Consider the following 21,152-nt stretch of genomic DNA (forward strand, 5'->3'; position numbering starts at 1 on the left):
TTCTACTAAAAAAGTCGGTACGCTGTGCGAATAGAATGACAGGAGAACACGATGACCGAATTTGAAAAAATGATTGCCGGCCAAGTCTTTGACGGAGAAGACCCGTCGATCGTCACCATTCGCCAACGCGCCACAGCATTGAAACTACGCATCAACCAGTGCATCGATGACAACGAGCGCAACGCGTTGCAACAACAGTTATTCGGCTCGTTTGGCACCGACAGTGTTGTGCAGCCGCCTTTCCATTGTGAATTTGGCCAAACCATTCGCATCGGCCATCACACCTTTCTGAACATGAATGTGGTGATGCTCGACAACGCGCCGATTACGATTGGTGACAACGTACTGATTGGCCCGAGCTGCCAGTTCTACACCGCATCCCACTCGCTGGATTACCGCAGCCGCCGTTTATGGGAGACTGAATCGAAACCGATCGTCGTCGAAGATGATGTGTGGATTGGCGGTCATGTGGTGATTAACCAAGGCGTGACGATTGGCGCCCGTTCTGTGGTCGCAGCCAATTCTGTGGTCAACCAAGATGTGCCACCAGACACGCTGGTGGGCGGCACACCGGCGAAAATCATTCGTCACTTAGCGCGAGAAGAGGACGCTTCTTTCTGCTGACGTTTTCCGCTACAGTGTTGATTCCTTTCATCATTTTTTAGTGGAGTCTGCTTTGTCCCGTCATCGGTATACCCTGTTTGGTATTGCAGCGATTTTGTTATGGGGTTGCCTGATGGGGCTGACTCGCACGGTCGCAGAACAATTCGGCCCGATTGGCGGCGCCGCACTGATTTACAGCGTGGCGTCGCTGTTTCTGCTGATCGTGATGGGCGTTCCTAAAGTTCATCAATTCTCTTTGCGCTATGTGTTGATTGGCGGCGCGCTATTCGTCAGCTACGAAATCTGCTTGGCGCTGGCCCTGGGAATGGCAAACTCCCGCCATCAAGCGCTGGAAATGGCGGTGATCAACTACTTATGGCCAGCTTTGACGGTATTGTTTGCGGTATTGACCAGCCGTCAGCCCGTTAGCGTGTGGGTGTATCCGAGTATTGCGCTCGCCTTTGTTGGCGTGGCTTGGACGATTACCGGCGATCAAGGGCTGTCGTTTACGCTGATTGCAGACAACGTGGCCACCAACCCACTGACGTACGCCATGGCGTTTTTCGGTGCCATCATTTGGGCGGTGTATTGCAACGTCACCAAAATTATTGCCAAAGGCCAGAATGCGATTGGCCTGTTTTTTATCGCGACGGCCAGCGTCTTGTGGTTTCAATATGCCATGAGCGATGAAGGCCCGTTGGTATTCACCGCCTCGGGAACGCTCAGTTTACTTTTGACGGGCGTGGTGATGGGCAGTGGTTATGCCTTGTGGAACGTGGCGATTTTACGCGGCAACATGCTGCTGCTCGCCACCTTATCCTACTTTACCCCCGTGATTTCAACGCTGTTTTCCTCCATGATTCTAGGCGTGATGCTGGGGGCGAGCTTCTGGCAAGGTGTGGCGATGGTGACCATCGGCTCGCTGGTATGCTGGTGGGTCACGCGGGAGCGCGCGACGAAAAAACGCCTCGCGGTGCCACACGAGTCAGCGCTATAAAGCGACTCCTGTGGCTTCAAACTGCGCTGAGCCTTTGCGCAGTTTGCGTCATTCTTCACTGTCTAAATTGCAACGCCATGAAACGTTCAATCACGCGAAAATTATTCGGCGTTGAGGCCTTGACATTTATTGACTCGCTTTGTAAAAAAATAACTTCTCCTCGCTAAATCTATATTCCTCTTTATATTCATTTTTAAACGCCACCCCAATTAAAAAGCCTTATTTATCCTGTGGGAATCGTCTTACACGTTCGCAGGAAGCGGATGACATTATTATTTCTGATTTGTTAATAGACTGTCCCTGTCGCTCAAGTTGTCCCACCTGATTCAGGTGAAGATATTAAAAAATAAATTTAAGGGTCAATTGTAGGACAAAGTCAAAGTCAACCTTCAAATCGGAGAATAGTTATAATGAATAAGGCACTCACACTAACAACACTTGCAGTATTATTCACGCCATCTCTTGTTATGGCAGAAAGCGCAAACACAATTACTTTCCAAGGAGAAGTTGCTGACCAAACTTGTTCTGTCTCAGTGAACGGCAATGCTGAATCTCCTGTGGTCCTGCTACCAACGGTTGCTGCAACAGATTTAACCGATGGTCTTTCGACAGGTACTACAAACTTTTCTCTGGGTGTGACGGGTTGTACTGCGCCAGCATCCAGCCTAAACATCGGCACGGTGTTTGTCGGCAACAACGTTACCGCAGCGGGTAACTTGGGCAACACCGGTACAGCAACCAACGTTGTGCTGCAACTTTTGGAATCTGATACAGCCACTGACGCACTGGATCTAACATCAACGGCCACTGCTGCGGGCTTAGTCCTTGCTGCTGGTGAAACTGAAGCAAGCCACAACTTTGCAGTTCGTTACTTCGCTGAAGGTGGCGATGCGACTGCGGGTACCGTCATCAGCTCGGTGCAATACGCGCTGACTTACCAATAATAATGGTTCTTTGTAATCATTGATAATAATGGCGGAGTGTATATACCTCCGCCAAATAATACTTATCGTGAGGGGATATATGTATTTAGCTCACCGAATAGGTCTAATTATACTGTTGGTTTTTAGCTTTAATTCAGTCGCCAGTGTCGTGATGACAAATACGCGTGTGATTTATTATGAATCGCAGTCTGATAATGGGATGCAATTTTCAAATAAAGATGATTTCCCTTATCTTGTTCAAGTCTGGGTCGACGAAGGCAACCCAAGTTCCACTATCCAAACGCAATCCGATAAATTTTCTGTTGTCCCACCTATCTTTAGAATTGAAGCCAACTCAGGCCAAAGAATCCGAGTATTTAATACCAACAAAGCATTACCCAAAGACCGAGAAAGTGTTTTTTACCTGAATATGGTTCAAATTCCGCCAACCAGCAAAGCGGCGGAAAAAGAAAATAAAATGCTCATTGTTTTAAAAAATAGGGTGAAACTTTTTTATCGTCCGACTGATCTTCAAGATTCGGTCGAAGAGATTGATCGCAATTTATCGTTCTCCGTCAGCAATACCAATGGCTGGCAAGTGGTGGCTCAGAATAACAGTAGCTATCACGTGACCATCAATAACATCGTGCTGAAGTCTGGCGACAAAACGTGGCCAATCGAAAATAGCATGTTGACGCCCAAGTCGATGTTGCATTGGACACTCAACGATTTTGATCCGTCTTTGACGAATTACGAAGTGGACTTTTACCTAATTAATGACTTTGGGGCTCATGTAAAGAAAAGTTACGCCATCAAGTTATAGAAGACAATTATGAAAAAATTGACAAGTCATTTGATCATCAAGGCTGCTATAACATTCTGGGTGCTGACTCCGATTCACTGCGTGGCGGCTGAAACGTATTTCTTTGATGAAAACCTGTTGCTTGGGGATGGTTATAACAGTGAATTGCTGAAAAAAATCAGTAATGGCCCTCAGGCGGAGCCGGGTGTTTATCAGCTCGACGTGTACATCAACGCCTCATTTTATGGCAGCCATGATGTATATCTATTTGTGAGTGATGAGAGCGAGCATGCCCTCAACGCGTGTTTAAGCGGTGAGTTTTATCAACAGGCTGGCGTGTTGCCTGACGTTGTGCGTCAGTCGCAAAGCGCCAATTGTGAAAGCGGCGTGCAGATCGAAGGCGTCACGGAGCACATTGATATCGCCAAATTGAGGCTGAATTTAGGCATTCCCCAAGCTTATTTAGTTCGACATCCACGTGGTTATGTGGATTCATCGCAATGGGATGCGGGTGAACCGGTCTTTTTTAGCAACTACACCTACAACTATTACCATGCCAATTCCAACCATAGTAATGGCCAGGAATTTCGTTCCGATTCCCAATATCTGGGGCTGAGCAGCGGGTTAAATTTAGGGTTGTGGCACCTACGAAATATCTCCAACTATCAGCGTGCCAACAATTCAGGGCAAACGAAAGAGCAGTTCAACTCGATTCGCACTTATCTCTCTCGCCCGGTGTCGCGTTTGAATGGCGAAGTGATTGTCGGGGAAAGTTACACCAGTGGCACATTCCTAGGCAGCATCGGATTTGTGGGGTTGCAGTTTAAATCCGACAGTCGCATGTTGCCGGAATCTCAGCGTGGTTATGCGCCTGTGGTCAATGGGGTTGCTAACTCAACGGCGAAAGTGATTGTTCGTCAGAACGGTCGCGATATTTACCAAACCACAGTGCCAAGAGGGCCTTTCAGCATCAGTGACTTGTATCCCACAAGTTACGAAGGCGACTTAGATGTCGAAGTGATCGAAGCGGATGGATCGAGCAGTCATTTTCAGATTCCATTTAACGCGGTCCCCGGGTCATTGCGCCCTGATCTGCTTCGTTACGACATTTCGGTCGGCCGAACGGACGACACACAAGTCGAGAAGCTGTTTGCGGATTTAACGCTGGAACGGGGTATCAGCAACACCATTACCGGCAACACCGCAGTGCGCCTTTCGGATCACTATTTGGCGATGTCGTTGGGCGGCGTGTATGGCTCGTCATTGGGGGCATTTGGTTCCAACGTGGTGTTTTCGCACAGCGACACGCCCAATGAAAGCGCGGAACAAGGTTGGCGTTTGGGGTTGAACTATAGCCGTTCATTTGGCAGCGGGACGTCAGTCACGCTGGCGGGGTATCGCTACTCAACCGAAGGGTATCGTGAATTGACGGACCACCTCGGGTTAATGGCTTTGGACAGCGACAATACAACGTACGCGTCGACGTCGTTTAACCAGAGTCGTCAGTTTACCCTGACCATGAACCAGAACTTTGGCACCGGAGGGGTTCTGTATCTGTCCGGTTCTAAGACCCAATATCGCGACAATCGAAAGGACAACGATCAGTTCCAAATGGGGTTTTCAAGCCGACTGGGCCGTGTGAACTATGGAGTGACGTATGCGCGCCAGTACATGAGCCGTGGCATTGATCCTTTTTCGGGAGAGAGTTTAGGTCGTGAGAAAGAGGACATTGTCTCATTGAACTTGTCGTTTCCGTTGGGGGCCGCACATGAACGCAATGCGCCAAATATCAACGCCGGTTACACGCATAGCCAGAGTTCTGGCAGCTCGTATTACATGGGCGCATCTGGCGTGCTGGATGACGACGCGACGCTGAGCTACGGGATTTCTGCATCTCACGATGAAAGTACAGATGACACAAACTTAGCCATTTCTGGCCAGAAACGATTGTCGAAAGTGCAGCTGGGCGCGAGCTACAGCCATTCGGATCGCTACCGTCAGTTTGGTGCCAGTGCTCGCGGCGCCTTGGTGCTACACAGCGGCGGTGTGACGGCGGGTCACACGCTCGGAGAGACGTTTGCGATCGTCGAGGCGGAAGGTGCTGAAGGAACCGAAGTGCGTAACTCACAAGGGACGCAAGTCGATAGCCACGGTTATGCGTTGGTGCCGTCTTTGACGCCGTATCGTTACAACAAGGTGACGCTTGGCGCCAGTGGCAGTGAGCAAGTGGAAATTTTGACCAGTGAGAAACAAGTCGCGCCATATGCGGGGTCGGCGGTCAAAGTGACTTATCAAACGCGTTACGGCCAAGCGGTGCTGTTTACGGTCGACGGCGAGCAGGAGATCCCCATGGGGGCAGACGTTTCCAGCCCGTCCGGGCAGAGCCTCGGCATGGTCGGGCAAGCGATGCAAGCCTATGTTCGTCTTGAACAGTTGCAGGGCACGCTACAGGTGACATGGGGTAAAGCGAAAAGCTGTCGCTTTGATTACGACATTCGCGACATCGAGCCTGCCAGCATTCTGTATCAAGACGTGCGTTGTGAGGCGGAAACATCTCCCCTGAACGAGCCACAAGTGAAAGAGCTACAAACCAGCGCCTCTGACACGTTGACGATGATGGCGCCAGCGGCTTCGCTGGCTCCATTACCAGCAGTGACACCGGCTGTCACACCAACACGGATGCGCGGTCAATATTGGGTGGTCGCAGGTGTTTTTGATGAGCTGACGAATGCCAGCGCCCAACTAGAACGATTGTTGGATTACGGATTTTCAACGACCCAGTTAGTTGGTTATCGCAACCGCCATTGGATCATCGTCAATAAATTCTCTGACCTGAAATTGGCGTTTCAACACAAAAACGACGTGCAAAGGTTTGGGGTGGAATCGTATATCAAGGTAGGAGGGGAATAAATGGGAAGCAAACATGTCTATTATTCGGTCTGTGCGTTTGTCTTGCTGTTTTTGGCTGTGGTTGAAGATAGTAACGCAGCCAGTTGTACTCGAATATCCAAGGTTCAGACCGCAGATGAATATGGCAGTTATGGCGCTTGGATTGGTGCTAATGACGTAAATAATGGCCCCCTAAACTTGCCGAGTACAATCAATATTACCGATGAAAACTTCCAATCTAACGGCACCTTGTTGGCGTCTTCGGTGGCGGATTTTGTCACCTATGGCAAACAAAATGGTTACGAGCCAGAGCAGATTTTATTTTCTTGCACGGCAGACAGTGCGGGTCAGTTGTACGAAATATATGCGACGAACGGTGACAGTTCTTACGGCGGGAAATATGAAGATGGTGCTAACTATGGTCTAGATTACGCCTACGCGACTCGCATTGAAAACGTGGTTATTCGAATTACCAATAATGAAACAGGCGAATATTTTAAGAAGAATTGGCAATATCGTGCACTAACCGATCTGGATACCGATGCGTCAGGCAATATCTTGGTCAAGGCGAAAAATTTTGCTGGTGTGACGGTTGAACTTTATCGGATTGGTGAGGAACGTGGTGTCACGGGCACTGGACAGTATACCTACACCCAGCCAGCAGGTTACATTGCGTTTGGTGGCCCGGGTCTCTCTTACCCGGCCGAAGGGTCAGACAGTCAAACGTCCTATCTAGGGTTTTATCAGAATTGGCCAGGAAGTATTAGCTTGTATAAGAATACAAATATACGTCGCTCCAAAGCGTGCCGCTTCAACAGTGTGACGCCCACTGTGTTGTTTCCGACAATTTCCACCGAAGAGATCAACAATGGCGGTTCGCGAACCGCTAACATCGACATCACGTATCAGTGTCAGTCGGGTTACACTGCTGGTGTGAGTGAGGGGCAGAACGCCGTTGGTTTTCAAGTCAGCAGTGGTAGTTATTCGGCGGCGCTGGCCGAAGGGTTGACGACGACAGGTTCAGGCTTAACGTACCTATTGAGCAACCAATATGGCGTGGACAGCAATGTGGCAACGGGCGTGGGGATTCGTTTGGAGCGTGAGGGCACAACCTTAAACTGGTTGAGCGACGCCAACGTCATGACCGGGGGCAATGCCGACGGTTGGTACACACTCAACGGAACACAAGTGGCAACAGGCGATGTGGCAGATAGCTATCAAGAGAGTTTTTCGGCCATTTTGGAAGCGTTACCGGGTCAAACGGCGACCCCAGGGAAAGTCTATGCACAAGCTCAAGTTTTTATTCGCGTTCAGTAGCCTCACCTTGTGGCAAGGCTTGCTGTTTGCCCTGCCTGCGCATGCGGGCGTGACGGCTGAAACATCGCGGGTTGTGTTTAACAGCAGCAAGAAAGAGCAATCGTTGCAGTTGGCCAATCTCAACGCTTATCCCGTCATTGTCCAAACATGGATTGATGACGGCAGTCCGCAATCGACGCCGTCAGATGCTCAATCGCCGTTGATCACCATTCCGCCAGTCTTTCATTTGGCGCCGGGGGAAGAGAAGCCACTGCGAATTATCAACGTCAATCAAGCGCCGCAGGCGGTTCACGATCGCGAGCAGTTGTTCTGGCTGAATATCTATGAAGTGCCGCCCTCGGAAAAGGAGATGGCGTTTCGCTTGCAACTGACGATGCGCACGCAAATGAAAGTGTTCTATCGTCCGCCGGGGCTGAAAAGTAAACTCGCCTCACTCATTGACGAACAAGCGTTTTCGCTGCAACGTCAGCACATGACGATCGACAATCGCTCGCCCTTCTTTGTGACTTACAGCCAATTTGTTTTTGAGCGTGGGTTGGTGCTGCCCGGCGTTATGGTGTCGCCATTTTCGCAAGCCGATGTACTGTTGCCGCCAGCCCATGGGTTAACCGCAGGCGATAACCTCACGTTTTCCTATATTGACGATTGGGGCGACGTCAACGAAGCAACTGCATCACTCAAGTGACGCAGTGAACGCTTCTGCCCTCGACATCAAAACCCCGCGGTCAACGTCACGTTGCGCGGGGTTTTTTATGCTGCGCTTGAATTCACGGAGGTTTCACGTGAGCCGCATTTTAGGCCGCGTCAGACCATGAAGTGCCCGTTTTTTCGGCGACTTTATCGCAAATGTAATGGCCGATGGGAATGGCAGAGGTTGCGGCGGGCGATGGCGCATTGCAAACATGCAGTGAGCGCGGGCTTTCTGCAAACAGAAAGTCATGCACCAGTGAACCATCTTTCATCACGGCTTGGGCGCGAATGCCAGCCGGATAAGGTTGCAAGTCGCTGACCTTCAAGGTGGGGCAATATTTCTGCACCATTTTTAGGTAGCCCGGTTTCCACCACGAATTGAACGTTTCAACCAATCCAGTTTTCAGGTGCTTGCGGGTGACTTTCCAAAATCCGGGGAAGGTGAGCATGTCTTTGATATCCCGCAGCGACAGGTTGATTTTGCCGTAACCTTCTCGCTTCCAGCCTTGCACTGCATTCGGCCCGACCGTGACGCTACCATCAATCATACGTGTTAAATGCACGCCAAGAAACGGTAGGTCAGGATCGGGAATCGGGTAGATCAGGTGATTGACGATGCGGTTGTGTTTCTCTGGTAAACGGTAATATTCGCCGCGATAGGGCACGATCTGAAAATCGGTATCGATGTTGAGCATGCGCGTGATGCGATCGGCCATCAAGCCTGCGCAACTGATTAAGAATTGCGTGCGGAACGTGTGAGATTGATTGCCGATTTGGCAGCGAAGCCTGATCTGCTCGGGAGTTTCTTCGATATCGAGCACTTCGGTTTTTAAGCTCAATTCGCCCCCAATGGCGGTGTATTCGTCGGCCATTTTTTGCGTCACCAAGCGGTAATTGACGATCGCGGTCGATTTGACATAAATCGCGCCGTTGCCGGTGATGTTGGGCTCACGTTGACGCAGTTGTGCTTCGCTCAACAGCTCCGCTTCAATGCCGTTCTGCGCGCAGCGTTCATAGAGTGCTTGCATGCGTTGATATTCCACCGGATTGGTGGAAACCAGCAACTTCCCACACTGTTCATACGGAATGTGGTGTTTTTGACAGAATTGAATCGTCTTTTCGACCCCTTCGCGGCAAAAGCGTGCTTTCAGACTGCCGGGTTGATAATAAACCCCCGCATGAATCACGCCGCTGTTGTGCCCAGTTTGATGCATGGACACGTCATATTCTTTTTCGACCACCAGAACACGCGCGTGGGGATGACGTTGTTTGAGTTGCCACGCGGTGGATATCCCTACAATGCCACCGCCAACAATGACATAGTCGTACGACTGCTCCATGTACAAATCTCCAAATAGCTTGGCCCGTGTCGGACCACGGGCTGATAATTATCGTTGGGTTTGAACAGGCTCGGTATGAGCCTGTGTGCTGCTTGAGGCGGTTGATTAGCGCGAGAAATAACCGCGTTGGCGAAGTAATTCGCGGCTCAGCTCTGGATGCGGCACAAATTTGTCTCGCCCATGCAGCCAGCGATGGTTATGGATCACCAGCATCGAACCGACGTTCACGCGCACATTAAAACATGCGGGATCGTGCTCAAGTGATTCGCCCATTTCATACAGGTACAAGCCTTCACGCACATTTTTCGGCTTGGCAAATTGGTCGATGAACAGCATGTGCGGTTTGCCGTCGGCATCCTCTTCAAAAAAGACGGGGTGCGCAATGTCATAGCCCGTGTTTTTGCTTGGCGGCGCGCCCCACGTGATGTCTTGTTTCGCCATCGGATGGTTGTAGAACTTGCCCAAGTCTTGCCAGTCGTCGAGGTGCAGAAGGAGCGAATCGCCGCCTTCCATGTGGCTTTCATGCATTTTCATCATGAGGACAAAATCAGTACGTTCATTGACGTACGTGCCGTCGTTGTGCAGTTCCATTCGGCGATGTGCTTGGCGTAAATAGCTGTCGCTGTTGTCGACGTTCTTCACCGTGAATCGCGCGTAATACTTGCCGTACATCGCATCGAAGTTAGGCAAACCAATCAGGTGCGAAATAGCGGTCGAGAGTTTGACGAAATAACGGCGTTGCGTTTCGGTATCTTCAAATTCTGCTTGCACGTCTTTGTCGGCTTCCAGCAGAAACGCCCCTTGGTCACGGTCATCAATGATGCGCTTGAGCTGCGAACCCAGTTGGTAATCCGACGCTTTGTCGAGCGCATCGGCGACTGCAAAGCGAAGAAACGGTTTGTATTCGATCGATTGAAGATCCCACTCACACGTCAGGTCATTAAACTTTTCCAATAAGCTGCGTGCCAGTGTTACCACTTGCAGGCGTGGATTGGTTGGGTGCGGTTGTACGGTGAATGCGTGTTGTGCGGTCACTTCGGCGTCTTTTGTTTCCAGTCTCATAGAGTGATTCCTATCCTTTCATGTCAAGAGGGGTTCCGTGTTCGCCTTGTGCTGGAATGAGCTTTCAGCCGTGCAGGCAATTGGGGTAAGCACGCTGCTTTCTTGTTGCGGTTGCTGTTATGAAAAGGTAACTGAATTGTTGTTATATAATCAATATATCGAAAATATAATTTCAATCTATTTAATTGATGATAAATGGCGATGTTGAGGATGAATACGTCGTTTACTCACCATTTATTAATAAAATCGATGTGTTTCATCATCGATTGATATTGAAGCTGCCTGTTTGCAGCTTTTTTTCATCGACATTTATTTGTTGGTCTCTCAAAAGCAGAGATTCGGTTTGTTAGAGTTATTAATGCTGTGTAAAAGCTTTTTTGAGGAACCATACCGATAAAAAATGTGAGGATGAGAATGAAGAACACCATTAAACTGGCGCAAGGCTTCTTCTTAATCCCCATCATGATGGCTCATGGATCACTGATCTGGATGCATGAGTTTGCGTTGGTGCCGTTCGTCCTCTCGGTGGTTTATACGTTGGCGCTCATTGTGTCCTTTGCGGGTAGCATTGAAGGTCGCTTGTTTCATCCCTTGTCCGTTTGGGCGCGAGCGATGTTGTTTATTGGCGCGTTGGCATTGGCCTTGCTCGATAGCGATATGATCAATATCGCTGCAACGATCGGGATTGCGATGATTGCGGCGCTCAATCAACTCAAAGGTCGGCAAGTGCTGAACGCTCGCACAGATTAACGAGCGCCCGAAATAAACCGCAGCCCCTCCGTGTGCTTCACCGAGGGGCTGTTTTTTTTGTGTTGGTTGATGACAGCAAGCTCGCCAGAATCCCGTGCGAGCGGCTTCAAGAAAGCTTGGTGTCTTGAAGGTGGGTTTGATGATGATTCGTCTTGTGCCAATCTTCCATGAATTTCAGGAAAGCACGCGCGGCGTTGGAGAGGTAATGACTGCTTTTCCAGCCGATGCCAAATTCAACTTTGATTGGCGGATTAAACGGCACGCACACCAAGGGTTCATTGTCGTGAATAATGCGTCGCAGGCAGGTGCTAATGCCGATGTCTTTTTTCAATAACGCTTTCACCAATTCAATCAGGTTGGTTTCATAGCGGATATCGGGCGTGATGTTATTATTTCTGCAATAACGACTGATGGCTTCTCGCAATAAATAACCATCCCGAAACAGGATCAGCGGCTGCTGACAAAATTGCTCCAGCGACACTTCGGAACGCTGCGCAAAGGGGTGACTTTTATTCACGCAGGCGACGATTTCTTCCGGGCACAGCGCCACATAGCGAAGTTGCTCGAGGGGTTGGTCGGTTCGAACAAACGCCAGATCCAACGCACCCTCTAGCAGCATTTTTTCCAGTGTCGCCGTGCCATGTTCTTGAATATGGATGCGAATGTTGGGGTAGGTTTCCGTAAACGCTGCTAATGCTTCGGGGAAAAAGTAGGAGCCGAGCATCGCCGACACGCCAAAGTCGATTTTGCCGCGCTCGAGCCCTTTGAGTTCGTCCATTTCAATTTCGGCTAAGGCGACATCTTCCAAAATGCGTCGCGCATGGAATAACAATCGCATGCCATCGGATGTGAGCTGAATCTGGCGATTGGTGCGATTAATCAGTTTCAGGCCAATCTCTTTTTCTAACTTTTGCATGCTGACGCTCAGCGCCGATTGGGCAATATTGAGCTGATCGGCGGTTTTGGTGAAATTGCCATTGGCCGCGAGCGCAACGAAGTATTGAAGGCGTTTCAGTTCCATAATTATATTTTTCGATGAGTAGGGCTATTTTAATCTAATTTATAGATACATCGTCGCAATTCAAACGCGATGAGGCATTTCATGCGCTTAAATGCTCAAGATCAGTGGAGGCTCACAGTTTAGGGGCATCGCTCAAATGTCTTCGGACCCGCATCGAGTCGTTTTACATGCAGCATTTATCGCCTACACGAATGGTGGATTTTAAATATATGAATTTTCATATATATGGCTTTCCATATATTTAAATCGGCGTTAAAGTAGGGCCATGATTGCGATGGCTGTGAACGTCTTTTGGCGTGGTTTCACCGCCAACATCAAGGGGTTTGGAGGATAAAATGGGATTGTTTGAACGGTATCTCACCGTGTGGGTTGGGCTCGCCATTTTGGGCGGGATTGGATTGGGCAGCGTGGCGCCACAAGCGTTTGCGACCCTTGCCAGTGTGGAATGGGCGCACGTGAACATTGTGATGGCGGTGCTGATTTGGTTGATGATTTTTCCGATGATGGTGCAGATTGATTTCTCATCTTTAAAGGATGTGGGCAAGAAACCCAAAGGTTTGGTGCTGACGCTGGTCATCAACTGGCTGATCAAGCCGTTCACCATGGCGTTTTTAGGGTGGTTGTTCTTCAAAGGGCTGTTTGCTGATTGGGTCGACCCGCAAACCGCCAGCGAATACATCGCGGGGATGATTCTACTGGGCGTCGCGCCGTGTACGGCGATGGTGTTTGTGTGGAGCCAACTGACCAAAGGTGATGCGAATTACACCTTGGTGCAGGTGTCCATTAACGACATCATCATGATCTTTGCGTTCGCGCCGATCGCGGGGTTCTTGCTGGGCGTCACGGACATCACCGTGCCATGGAATACCTTGCTGTTGTCGGTGGTGCTGTATGTCTTGATCCCGCTGGTGGCTGGGGCGATTGTGCGACGTCAACTCGAAAAAGGCGGCGATCACACTCGCTTGAACCAGTTCCTTGCCACCATGAAACCGTGGTCGATTGTTGGCTTGTTGGCGACAGTGGTGCTGCTGTTTGGTTTGCAGGCGCCGACGATTTTGGCGCGTCCGGAAGCCATTGCGCTGATTGCCATTCCGCTGCTGATCCAAACCTACGCTATTTTTGCGATTGCGTATTGGGCGGCCAAACGCATGAAGCTGCCTCACAATGTGGCGGCGCCTGCTTGCATGATTGGCACCTCGAATTTCTTTGAATTGGCGGTGGCTGTGGCGGTATCGCTATTTGGCTTGCATTCGGGAGCCGCGCTGGCAACGGTGGTTGGCGTGTTGGTGGAAGTGCCGGTGATGCTCTCACTGGTGTGGTTTGTGAACCGCACGCGCGGCTGGTTTGACGTTGCGGCGTAGTCAGAATGGCGGGTAATAAAAAAGGCACGTCACTCGATGATTCGAAGTGCGCGTGCCTTTTCAGTTGGCTTCCAGCGTTTCGCTTAGCGTCGTGTCTGCATTGCCAGTTCAACGGCGCGTAGCTGTGCCAGCGCTTTGGTCAGTTCAATCTGCGCTTGCGCGAAGCTGATATCATCACCGTGGTGACGAATATTCTCTTCTGCGGCTTTGCGTGCTGATTCAGCACGTGCGCGGTCGATGTCTTTCCCGTGCAATGCGGTATCGGCCAGAACGGTCACGGCATCCGGTTGGACTTCCACCAAACCACCAGAGACATAAATAATCTCTTCTGGTTTGTGCAAGTCACCGACAATACGTGCCACGCCCGGTTTGATCTTACTGATCAGCGGAGAGTGGCCCGGGCGAATGCCGAGCTCACCGTCAGCACCGGCGATGGCCAGGCCATGGGCTGGGCCAGAGTACAACGTGCCTTCGGCACTCACTACGTTCAGTTGAAACGTGTTTTGTGTAACAGCTATCGCCATGTTGCCTCCTGCCAATTAAACTGTTTTGGCTTTTTCAAGTACTTGTTCGATCGTGCCGCAGTACAAGAATGCTTGTTCTGGGATATCGTCGTACTGGCCATCCAGCAACGCTTTGAAACCAGTAATGGTGTCTTTTAGCGGTACAAACACGCCGGATTGACCGGTAAACACTTCCGCCACGTGGTAAGGCTGAGTGAGGAAACGTTCCACTTTACGTGCACGAGACACCAAACGTTTGTCTTCTTCAGACAGCTCATCCATACCCAGAATCGCGATGATGTCTTTCAGCTCTTTGTAGCGTTGCAGCGTCATCTGCACACGTTGAGCCACATCGTAGTGCTCTTGACCCACAATTTGTGGATCCAACTGACGTGAGGTGGAATCCAATGGGTCAATCGCTGGGTACAAACCCAGTGCTGCGATATTACGTGACAGTACAACGGTCGCATCCAAGTGCGCGAAGGTGGTGGCAGGTGATGGGTCGGTCAAGTCATCCGCAGGAACGTATACCGCTTGGATAGACGTGATCGAACCGCTCTTGGTTGAGGTGATGCGTTCTTGCAGCACGCCCATCTCTTCCGCCAAGGTGGGTTGGTAACCTACTGCAGAAGGCATACGACCTAGCAGCGCTGATACTTCGGTACCCGCCAAGGTGTAACGGTAGATGTTATCGACGAACAGCAGCACGTCACGGCCTTCATCACGGAAACGTTCCGCGATGGTCAAACCGGTCAGCGCCACACGCAGACGGTTGCCCGGTGGCTCGTTCATTTGGCCGTACACCATGGCCACTTTGTCCAGAACGCCAGCTTCTTTCATTTCGTAGTAGAAGTCGTTCCCTTCACGGGTTCGTTCACCCACACCGGTAAACACAGACAAACCAGAGTGCGCTTTGGCGATGTTGTTGATGAGTTCCATCATGTTGACGGTTTTACCCACACCCGCACCACCGAACAGACCGATTTTACCGCCTTTAGAGAACGGGCAGATTAAGTCGATGACTTTGATGCCGGTTTCCAGCAGGGCAGTGCTGTTGGCTTGTTCTTCGTAGCTTGGTGCAGCGCGGTGAATGCCGTATTTTGTTTCTTCACCAATCGGACCACATTCGTCGATTGGGTCACCCAGCACGTTCATGATACGGCCAAGTGTTTTTTCGCCAACAGGCACGGTGATTGGGCCGCCAGTGGTTTCACACTGAATGCCACGTTTCAAGCCGTCTGATGAACCCATGGCGATACAACGTACGATACCGCCGCCCATTTGTTGCTGAACTTCCAGTACCAGTGACGAGTTGCCGCCAACCACTTTCAGCGCGTCGTAGACTTTCGGGCCTTGATTCTGCTCGAACTCCACATCAACAACCGCGCCAATCACTTTGACGATTTTGCCAATACTCATAATAAAAACCTCAAATTTCTCTCTAAACCGCCTGGGCGCCTGCAACAATTTCGCTCAGCTCTTGGGTAATCGCAGCTTGACGCGCTTTGTTGTACACCAGTTGCAGGTTCTCAATCAGTTGGCCCGCGTTATCTGTCGCAGCTTTCATGGCCACCATACGCGCGGCCTGTTCACAGGCGATAGTCTCAACCACACCCTGATACACCAGCGATTCCACGTAACGGTGAATCAAATGGTCAAGGATGTCTCGAGGTGATTGTTCGTAGATGTAATCCCAACGACTGTGTTTATCGCGCTCAATATCCTCTTTCGGAAATGGCAGCAGTTGCAGTACGTTTGGTTTTTGCACCATGGTGTTCACAAACTGGTTGAACACCATATACAAACGATCGATTTTGCCTTCGGAGTAGTGCTCCATCATGGCGTTCACGGTACCCAGCATATCTTCCAGTTTTGGCTTGTCGCCCAGACCGGAAGTCTGTGCGATGGATTTACCCATCGATTGGAAAAAGCCAATGGCTTTTGAACCGATCAAGGTGGTATCCACTTCCACGCCTTTGGCGCGCCAATCCTGCATCTCAGTCAGCACCTGTTTGAACAGGTTGGAGTTCAAACCGCCGCACAAGCCGCGGTCTGAAGAGATGATGATGTACGCCACACGTTTGATTTCCCGCTCTTGCAGGAACGGATGGCTGTACTCCAGCGTGCCGGATGATACGTGGCCGATCACTTTGCGCATGTTGATGGCATAAGGACGCGATGCTTCCATGTTGTCCTGTACCTTGCGCATTTTACTCGCGGCCACCATCTGCATCGCGCTGGTGATCTTCTGGGTATTTTGAACACTGGCAATCTTGGTGCGGATCTCTTTCGTATTTGCCATAAAGGCCTCCTACTGAGTGATGCAATACCCTTATTGCAGTGCCATGAACGCTTCCATCAGCGCAAACAACTGACTTTCAATCTCGTTGTTGTAGTCACCGGTTGTATTGATGGTTTGCAGTAGTTCAGCCGCATTGGAGCGAGCGTAAGACAGCAAATCGTCTTCAAACTTAGCGATGTCATGTAGCGCGATGTTGGTCAGGAAACCTTTCTCTGCCGAGAAAATCACTACGGCTTGCTCTGCCACACTCATCGGTGAGTACTGTTTCTGCTTCATCAGCTCAGTCACTTTTTCACCGTGGTCAAGTTGACGACGTGTGGTTTCATCCAAGTCGGAAGAGAATTGAGCAAACGCGGCCAGTTCACGGTACTGCGCCAGTGCGGTACGAATACCACCAGACAGTTTTTTGATGACTTTAGTTTGCGCTGCACCACCCACACGAGATACAGAGATACCTGGGTCAACCGCTGGGCGTAGGCCGGAGTTGAACAATTGGGTTTGCAGGAAGATCTGACCATCCGTAATCGAAATGACGTTGGTTGGTACGAACGCTGACACGTCACCCGCTTGGGTTTCGATGATTGGCAGCGCAGTCAATGAACCGGTTTTGCCTTTCACTTCACCGTTTGTTGCACGTTCTACGTATGCTTCGTTCACGCGTGCTGCACGTTCGAGCAGACGAGAGTGGAGGTAGAACACGTCGCCCGGGAATGCTTCACGGCCTGGTGGGCGTTTCAGCAGCAGGGAGATTTGACGGTAAGCGACCGCTTGTTTAGACAAGTCATCGTAAACGATCAGTGCATCTTCACCACGGTCACGGAAGTATTCGCCCATGGTACAACCGGCGTAAGGTGCCAGGTATTGCAGCGCCGCCGCTTCAGAAGCAGAAGCCACCACGATGATGGTGTTGTCTAACGCGTTGTGCTCGTCAAGTTTACGAACCACGTTGGCAATGGTGGAGGCTTTTTGGCCAATCGCCACGTAGATACATTTCACGCCCAGAGATTTCTGGTTGATGATGGCGTCAATGGCCATCGCGGTTTTACCTGTTTGGCGGTCACCGATGATCAGTTCGCGCTGACCACGGCCGATTGGCACCATGGAGTCCACGGCTTTGTAGCCCGTTTGAATCGGTTGGTCGACCGATTTACGGTCAATAACACCCGGTGCAATCACTTCAACAGGTTCCATGCGATCGAATGTGACCGCACCTTTACCATCGATGGGTTGACCCAGTGTGTTCACCACGCGACCCAGCAGGCCGTTACCCACAGGCACTTCCAGAATGCGGCCGGTGCCTTTGACTTTCATGCCTTCACATAGGTCCGCATAGGGGCCCATGACCACCGCGCCAACTGAGTGACGTTCAAGGTTAAGCGCCAGTGCAAAGCGGTTATCTGGCAGTTCCAGCATTTCACCTTGCATCACGTCAGACAGGCCGTGAATGGTGATGATACCGTCGCTGACAGAGACAATAGAACCTTCGTTACGTGCTTCGCTTTCTAGATCGAAGTTGACGATACGCTGTCTGATTAATTCACTGATTTCGTTTGAATTTAATTGCATTTCTTTACCCCATTACACATGTAGGTTGGTCGAGAGGCGGCCGATATTTGAGATGACGCTGCCATCAAACACGGTTTGGCCGGCTTTAATCACCACACCACCTACCAGGGATGGATCCAGTTGTTGTTCCAGCGTGATGGTTTTACCAAATCGCTGTGTTAATGCTTGAGTCAGCTGTAGCGCTTGCTCATCATCCAACGGCTCGGCCGTACACACTGTCACATTCATGGTTTGTTGGAGTTCCGCCACATAATCACGGAACTGGCTCAGGACTTCGCTCATCGCTTTGAGCCGATGATTCTCTGCCATCACTTTCAGAAAGTTTTGAAAGTACTGGCTCATAAACTCACCGCCCACTTGCAGCATCATCTCCAGCAGCGGCTGTTCAGAGCTGTCATCATCCATCTCATTGAGGATCAGGATGGTGTTGGGTTGAGTCAGAATCATCTCGGCGATGGACAGCATTTGCTGCCATTCGTCCAGCGCGTCGGTTTCTTTGGCGAAATCAAACGCGGCTTTGGCGTAAGGTTGAGCGACGACAGTTAAGTCAGACATGCGTCCTCCTACATTTCACTGATGAATCGGTTCACAAGATCGCGATTCGCAGTGCTGTCGAGATTGCGGCTAATCAGCTTGCTGGCACTTTCGATCACCAAGTCAGCCATTTCCGCTTTCAGTTCCTGACGCAGACGGTTACGTTCGTTGTCGATTTCCGCCTTGCCCTCCGCAATGATGCGGTCTTTTTCTTGTCTGGCGAGTTCCACCGCTTCAGCGACCAATTGGTCCTGACGCTGCTGACCTTGCGCGATGATGGCCTGCGCTTTTTCGCGCGCTTCGGCAATCACTGTGGCGCCGTTGGCTTTCGCCAGCTCAAGTTCTTTTGCGGCTTTGTCTTTCTGAGCCAGACCTTCAGCAATTTCGGCGCGGCGCTCATCCAGTAGTTTGACGAGTGGTGGCCATACGTATTTCATGCAGAGCCACGCGAAGATCACGAACGAAATCGCTTGGCCGAGCATAGTGGCATTGATATTCATAGCACCCTCACATTCATAACGTGTTTTTGACGATTAATTTCGAATTACGCTACGGCGAAGATGATGTATAGACCGATACCGACACCAATCATTGGTACCGCATCCACAAGACCCATCATGATGAAGAACTGGGTACGAAGCATTGGGGTCAAGTCAGGTTGACGCGCGACACCTTCCAGATATTTACCTGCCAGGTTACCGATACCTGCGGCTGCACCCGCGGCACCCAAACCAATCAATAGTGCACCGGCTACATAGAGAACTGCGCTAACGATATCCATAACAACTCCTAGAATTGAATCAACAAGTTAAAATTAAATAAATTAAGAAATAAATTAGTGGTTTTCTTCAACAGCCATCGCCAAATAAACAACGGTCAAAACCATGAATATGAAGGCCTGAAGAACGACGATTAAAATATGGAATAATGCCCATGGAACACTCAGTGCCCATTGCATCCACCATGGCATCAATGCAATCAGAATAAATATCATTTCTCCTGCGTACATGTTGCCGAATAATCGCAAACCTAGTGAGATAGGTTTTGAAATTAACGTTACCAGTTCTAACACAAAGTTAACTGGATATAACAAAGGATGAGAAAAAGGTTGCGTTGTTAACTCTTTAATAAACCCTTTCAGACCTTTGTTTTTTAACGTATAGAAGATCACTAAAACGAATACACCCAAAGCCATCGACATCGTAATATTTACGTCGGCTGACGGTAGGTCTCTAAAGTGACTAATTCCCATCATTCGTGTGACTGCTGGAACTAAATCGACAGGTAATAAATCGATCGCATTCATCAGCAGAACCCAAACAAATATCGTCAGAGCGAGAGGACCAATCAACTTGTCTTTGGCCAGAAAAATCTCACTCACCATGTTGTCCACGAATTCAAAGATTAATTCGATTAAACATTGGAAACGACCCGGTACTTCTTTAGTTCCTTTGCTAACCGCAAAGCGGAACGCCAGAATGAAGGCGAGACCCATCACCCAAACCACGATCATGGAATCGATATTGATGCCCGACCAACCCTCGCCAGAGGTAAGAAAGGTCAGGTGGTGCTCAATGTAATCATGAGCAGATTGAACCTTCTCCATCTATGCTTTCCTTTCGGCCTTGTCTTTGAACATCGGTGTGAAAAAATGCCCAAGCATCGTGACACAGAACGCCAGCAAGACCACAATGTTGCGTAGAGCCATGAATCGAAAGGTCAATACAAACATCAGGATGGTGTATATCACTTTGATATTGCGGCTTAAGTTCATTAAGTCGCGCAAACTCTCCGTAGGTTTGAACTTCGATTTAATGGATGCCAGTAACATTCCGATCAAGGACGGGACCACCGCGATCACGACACCCACAAACGCAGATTCTGCGCTTAATGTGCCGTATCGCACGTACTCAAATCCGATGAATAACAACCCTAGGGCTGCTTGAGCACACAGTATCCGCTTGCCTGCCACCATAATGGCATTGCTGGTAATACTTGCTTCCATAAACCACCTTGTTAATTAAAATTACACTTCAAATTGATAATTAAAATTCACAAAAACCGTTATTTTGTTGAATTTAAAATATTTCGATAATTAAAATTCACAGATTTAAATTTCCGATGATAAATATAATTCACAGAATAATGGTAACCCGAGAAAACAACCTTCTCGTGAGTCCGAAAAAATATACACCCATCATTCGAAAGGTTTGAAGCCTAATAAGCTGAAAATTATCATTTCATTTTTGACGGTTATATTTATTTGTTTTTCAGAAATTTTGGGGATAGATTAAAAAGCAAGTTTGTATCGCAACACAAACATAGCTCTTCACAAGGACGCGACCCCATCGGCTCGAGTTATTATGTGTTGGCAATATGAACCCAAATAAAAGCTAATTTTTTGATTTACCAGAATCCCACTCTAGACCCGTTGTCTAGAGTGGTTTTTTTTATTTGTGTATTTATTAAATTGGTGATTATTTAAACGTAAT

Annotated in this window: 21 protein-coding genes; 9 read left to right on the plus strand and 12 right to left on the minus strand. The window is 49.6% G+C overall.

Going from position 1 to position 21,152, the window contains the following annotated elements; genetic code table 11:
* Nucleotides 1-51 precede the first annotated feature (51 nt).
* The 7 genes from ACS18Q_RS16410 (at nucleotide 52) to ACS18Q_RS16440 (ending at nucleotide 8,216) form a co-directional block, all read left to right on the plus strand.
* The gene (locus tag ACS18Q_RS16410; RefSeq protein ID WP_238771223.1) at nucleotides 52-624 is read left to right on the plus strand and encodes a sugar O-acetyltransferase; all 573 of its coding nucleotides are present in this window, start codon (nucleotides 52-54) and stop codon (nucleotides 622-624) included.
* A gap of 52 nt (nucleotides 625-676) precedes the next feature.
* Nucleotides 677-1,600 carry an aromatic amino acid DMT transporter YddG gene (gene yddG / locus ACS18Q_RS16415; protein WP_412497415.1) on the plus strand — a complete coding sequence of 308 codons (924 nt, stop codon included), beginning with the start codon at nucleotides 677-679 and terminating at the stop codon, nucleotides 1,598-1,600.
* A 557-nt stretch (nucleotides 1,601-2,157) separates the two neighbouring features.
* Entirely contained in the window at nucleotides 2,158-2,544 is a 387-nt protein-coding gene (locus tag ACS18Q_RS16420; protein ID WP_231623321.1) for a fimbrial protein, read from the plus strand.
* Nucleotides 2,545-2,623: 79 nt separating this feature from the next.
* Nucleotides 2,624-3,346: a fimbrial biogenesis chaperone gene (locus ACS18Q_RS16425; protein ID WP_238771217.1), complete on the plus strand. Its 723-nt coding sequence runs from the start codon at nucleotides 2,624-2,626 to the stop codon at nucleotides 3,344-3,346.
* A 9-nt stretch (nucleotides 3,347-3,355) separates the two neighbouring features.
* Nucleotides 3,356-6,235, plus strand: a complete 2,880-nt coding sequence (locus ACS18Q_RS16430; RefSeq protein ID WP_441258002.1) for a fimbria/pilus outer membrane usher protein — start codon at nucleotides 3,356-3,358, stop codon at nucleotides 6,233-6,235.
* Entirely contained in the window at nucleotides 6,236-7,531 is a 1,296-nt protein-coding gene (locus ACS18Q_RS16435; RefSeq protein WP_238820352.1) for a fimbrial protein, read from the plus strand. It begins immediately after the preceding gene.
* Nucleotides 7,497-8,216: a fimbrial biogenesis chaperone gene (locus ACS18Q_RS16440; protein WP_049781854.1), complete on the plus strand. Its 720-nt coding sequence runs from the start codon at nucleotides 7,497-7,499 to the stop codon at nucleotides 8,214-8,216. Before ACS18Q_RS16435 ends, ACS18Q_RS16440 begins: the two co-directional genes overlap by 35 nt.
* A gap of 109 nt (nucleotides 8,217-8,325) precedes the next feature.
* Here the strand turns inward: ACS18Q_RS16440 and lhgO are convergent, their stop codons facing one another.
* Nucleotides 8,326-9,561: an L-2-hydroxyglutarate oxidase gene (gene lhgO, locus ACS18Q_RS16445; protein WP_143679501.1), complete on the minus strand. Its 1,236-nt coding sequence runs from the start codon at nucleotides 9,559-9,561 to the stop codon at nucleotides 8,326-8,328.
* 105 nt (nucleotides 9,562-9,666) lie between these two features.
* Nucleotides 9,667-10,623, minus strand: coding sequence for a glutarate dioxygenase GlaH (gene glaH / locus ACS18Q_RS16450; RefSeq protein ID WP_004727728.1), 957 nt, complete (start codon nucleotides 10,621-10,623; stop codon nucleotides 9,667-9,669).
* 414 nt (nucleotides 10,624-11,037) lie between these two features.
* Between glaH and ACS18Q_RS16455 the strand changes: the two genes are divergently transcribed.
* A complete protein-coding gene (locus ACS18Q_RS16455) occupies nucleotides 11,038-11,373 on the plus strand; it encodes a hypothetical protein (protein ID WP_441258003.1) in 336 nt (111 codons plus the stop codon).
* Nucleotides 11,374-11,479: 106 nt separating this feature from the next.
* Here ACS18Q_RS16455 and ACS18Q_RS16460 read toward each other — a convergent pair whose 3' ends face one another.
* Nucleotides 11,480-12,394, minus strand: coding sequence for a LysR family transcriptional regulator (locus ACS18Q_RS16460; protein WP_004727731.1), 915 nt, complete (start codon nucleotides 12,392-12,394; stop codon nucleotides 11,480-11,482).
* A gap of 335 nt (nucleotides 12,395-12,729) precedes the next feature.
* On the opposite strand from ACS18Q_RS16460, the gene arsB reads away from it, so the two are divergent.
* Nucleotides 12,730-13,755 (plus strand): ACR3 family arsenite efflux transporter, encoded by a 1,026-nt coding sequence (gene arsB, locus ACS18Q_RS16465; RefSeq protein WP_441258004.1) that lies wholly within the window; start codon nucleotides 12,730-12,732, stop codon nucleotides 13,753-13,755.
* An 83-nt stretch (nucleotides 13,756-13,838) separates the two neighbouring features.
* Here the strand turns inward: arsB and ACS18Q_RS16470 are convergent, their stop codons facing one another.
* The 9 genes from ACS18Q_RS16470 to ACS18Q_RS16510 are packed head-to-tail and all read right to left on the minus strand — an operon-like array spanning nucleotide 13,839 to nucleotide 20,665.
* Entirely contained in the window at nucleotides 13,839-14,279 is a 441-nt protein-coding gene (locus tag ACS18Q_RS16470; protein ID WP_004727733.1) for a F0F1 ATP synthase subunit epsilon, read from the minus strand.
* A 15-nt stretch (nucleotides 14,280-14,294) separates the two neighbouring features.
* Complete coding sequence (gene atpD / locus ACS18Q_RS16475) at nucleotides 14,295-15,677, minus strand: F0F1 ATP synthase subunit beta (protein ID WP_004727734.1); 1,383 nt, start codon at nucleotides 15,675-15,677, stop codon at nucleotides 14,295-14,297.
* 22 nt (nucleotides 15,678-15,699) lie between these two features.
* Nucleotides 15,700-16,560, minus strand: a complete 861-nt coding sequence (atpG, locus tag ACS18Q_RS16480) for a F0F1 ATP synthase subunit gamma (RefSeq protein WP_004727735.1) — start codon at nucleotides 16,558-16,560, stop codon at nucleotides 15,700-15,702.
* Nucleotides 16,561-16,590: 30 nt separating this feature from the next.
* Nucleotides 16,591-18,126 (minus strand): F0F1 ATP synthase subunit alpha, encoded by a 1,536-nt coding sequence (gene atpA / locus ACS18Q_RS16485; RefSeq protein ID WP_004727736.1) that lies wholly within the window; start codon nucleotides 18,124-18,126, stop codon nucleotides 16,591-16,593.
* A 12-nt stretch (nucleotides 18,127-18,138) separates the two neighbouring features.
* Nucleotides 18,139-18,681, minus strand: a complete 543-nt coding sequence (locus tag ACS18Q_RS16490; protein WP_004727737.1) for a F0F1 ATP synthase subunit delta — start codon at nucleotides 18,679-18,681, stop codon at nucleotides 18,139-18,141.
* Nucleotides 18,682-18,689: 8 nt separating this feature from the next.
* Nucleotides 18,690-19,160 (minus strand): F0F1 ATP synthase subunit B, encoded by a 471-nt coding sequence (locus ACS18Q_RS16495; RefSeq protein ID WP_038151913.1) that lies wholly within the window; start codon nucleotides 19,158-19,160, stop codon nucleotides 18,690-18,692.
* A 44-nt stretch (nucleotides 19,161-19,204) separates the two neighbouring features.
* Nucleotides 19,205-19,441 carry a F0F1 ATP synthase subunit C gene (atpE, locus tag ACS18Q_RS16500; RefSeq protein WP_004727739.1) on the minus strand — a complete coding sequence of 79 codons (237 nt, stop codon included), beginning with the start codon at nucleotides 19,439-19,441 and terminating at the stop codon, nucleotides 19,205-19,207.
* Between the two features lie 54 nt (nucleotides 19,442-19,495).
* The gene (atpB, locus tag ACS18Q_RS16505) at nucleotides 19,496-20,266 is read right to left on the minus strand and encodes a F0F1 ATP synthase subunit A (protein WP_014258092.1); all 771 of its coding nucleotides are present in this window, start codon (nucleotides 20,264-20,266) and stop codon (nucleotides 19,496-19,498) included.
* Complete coding sequence (locus ACS18Q_RS16510) at nucleotides 20,267-20,665, minus strand: hypothetical protein (protein WP_004727741.1); 399 nt, start codon at nucleotides 20,663-20,665, stop codon at nucleotides 20,267-20,269.
* Nucleotides 20,666-21,152 lie beyond the last annotated feature (487 nt).

Origin of the sequence: Vibrio sp. Vf1514 (assembly GCF_052076135.1) — a bacterium.
In the GTDB taxonomy this organism is placed as follows: domain Bacteria; phylum Pseudomonadota; class Gammaproteobacteria; order Enterobacterales; family Vibrionaceae; genus Vibrio; species Vibrio furnissii.

What these genes read in the sequence shown, in the direction of transcription:
- ACS18Q_RS16470 (WP_004727733.1), bottom strand. Translation starts at nt 14,279, where the DNA reads ATGGCGATAGCTGTTACACAAAACACGTTTCAACTGAACGTAGTGAGT.
- atpB (WP_014258092.1), bottom strand. Translation starts at nt 20,266, where the DNA reads ATGGAGAAGGTTCAATCTGCTCATGATTACATTGAGCACCACCTGACC.
- atpD (WP_004727734.1), bottom strand. Translation starts at nt 15,677, where the DNA reads ATGAGTATTGGCAAAATCGTCAAAGTGATTGGCGCGGTTGTTGATGTG.
- atpG (WP_004727735.1), bottom strand. Translation starts at nt 16,560, where the DNA reads ATGGCAAATACGAAAGAGATCCGCACCAAGATTGCCAGTGTTCAAAAT.
- ACS18Q_RS16510 (WP_004727741.1), bottom strand. Translation starts at nt 20,665, where the DNA reads ATGGAAGCAAGTATTACCAGCAATGCCATTATGGTGGCAGGCAAGCGG.
- atpE (WP_004727739.1), bottom strand. Translation starts at nt 19,441, where the DNA reads ATGGATATCGTTAGCGCAGTTCTCTATGTAGCCGGTGCACTATTGATT.
- ACS18Q_RS16440 (WP_049781854.1), top strand. Translation starts at nt 7,497, where the DNA reads ATGCACAAGCTCAAGTTTTTATTCGCGTTCAGTAGCCTCACCTTGTGG.
- ACS18Q_RS16455 (WP_441258003.1), top strand. Translation starts at nt 11,038, where the DNA reads ATGAAGAACACCATTAAACTGGCGCAAGGCTTCTTCTTAATCCCCATC.
- ACS18Q_RS16425 (WP_238771217.1), top strand. Translation starts at nt 2,624, where the DNA reads ATGTATTTAGCTCACCGAATAGGTCTAATTATACTGTTGGTTTTTAGC.
- glaH (WP_004727728.1), bottom strand. Translation starts at nt 10,623, where the DNA reads ATGAGACTGGAAACAAAAGACGCCGAAGTGACCGCACAACACGCATTC.
- arsB (WP_441258004.1), top strand. Translation starts at nt 12,730, where the DNA reads ATGGGATTGTTTGAACGGTATCTCACCGTGTGGGTTGGGCTCGCCATT.
- ACS18Q_RS16435 (WP_238820352.1), top strand. Translation starts at nt 6,236, where the DNA reads ATGGGAAGCAAACATGTCTATTATTCGGTCTGTGCGTTTGTCTTGCTG.
- ACS18Q_RS16495 (WP_038151913.1), bottom strand. Translation starts at nt 19,160, where the DNA reads ATGAATATCAATGCCACTATGCTCGGCCAAGCGATTTCGTTCGTGATC.
- atpA (WP_004727736.1), bottom strand. Translation starts at nt 18,126, where the DNA reads ATGCAATTAAATTCAAACGAAATCAGTGAATTAATCAGACAGCGTATC.
- lhgO (WP_143679501.1), bottom strand. Translation starts at nt 9,561, where the DNA reads ATGGAGCAGTCGTACGACTATGTCATTGTTGGCGGTGGCATTGTAGGG.
- ACS18Q_RS16490 (WP_004727737.1), bottom strand. Translation starts at nt 18,681, where the DNA reads ATGTCTGACTTAACTGTCGTCGCTCAACCTTACGCCAAAGCCGCGTTT.
- ACS18Q_RS16430 (WP_441258002.1), top strand. Translation starts at nt 3,356, where the DNA reads ATGAAAAAATTGACAAGTCATTTGATCATCAAGGCTGCTATAACATTC.
- ACS18Q_RS16410 (WP_238771223.1), top strand. Translation starts at nt 52, where the DNA reads ATGACCGAATTTGAAAAAATGATTGCCGGCCAAGTCTTTGACGGAGAA.
- ACS18Q_RS16460 (WP_004727731.1), bottom strand. Translation starts at nt 12,394, where the DNA reads ATGGAACTGAAACGCCTTCAATACTTCGTTGCGCTCGCGGCCAATGGC.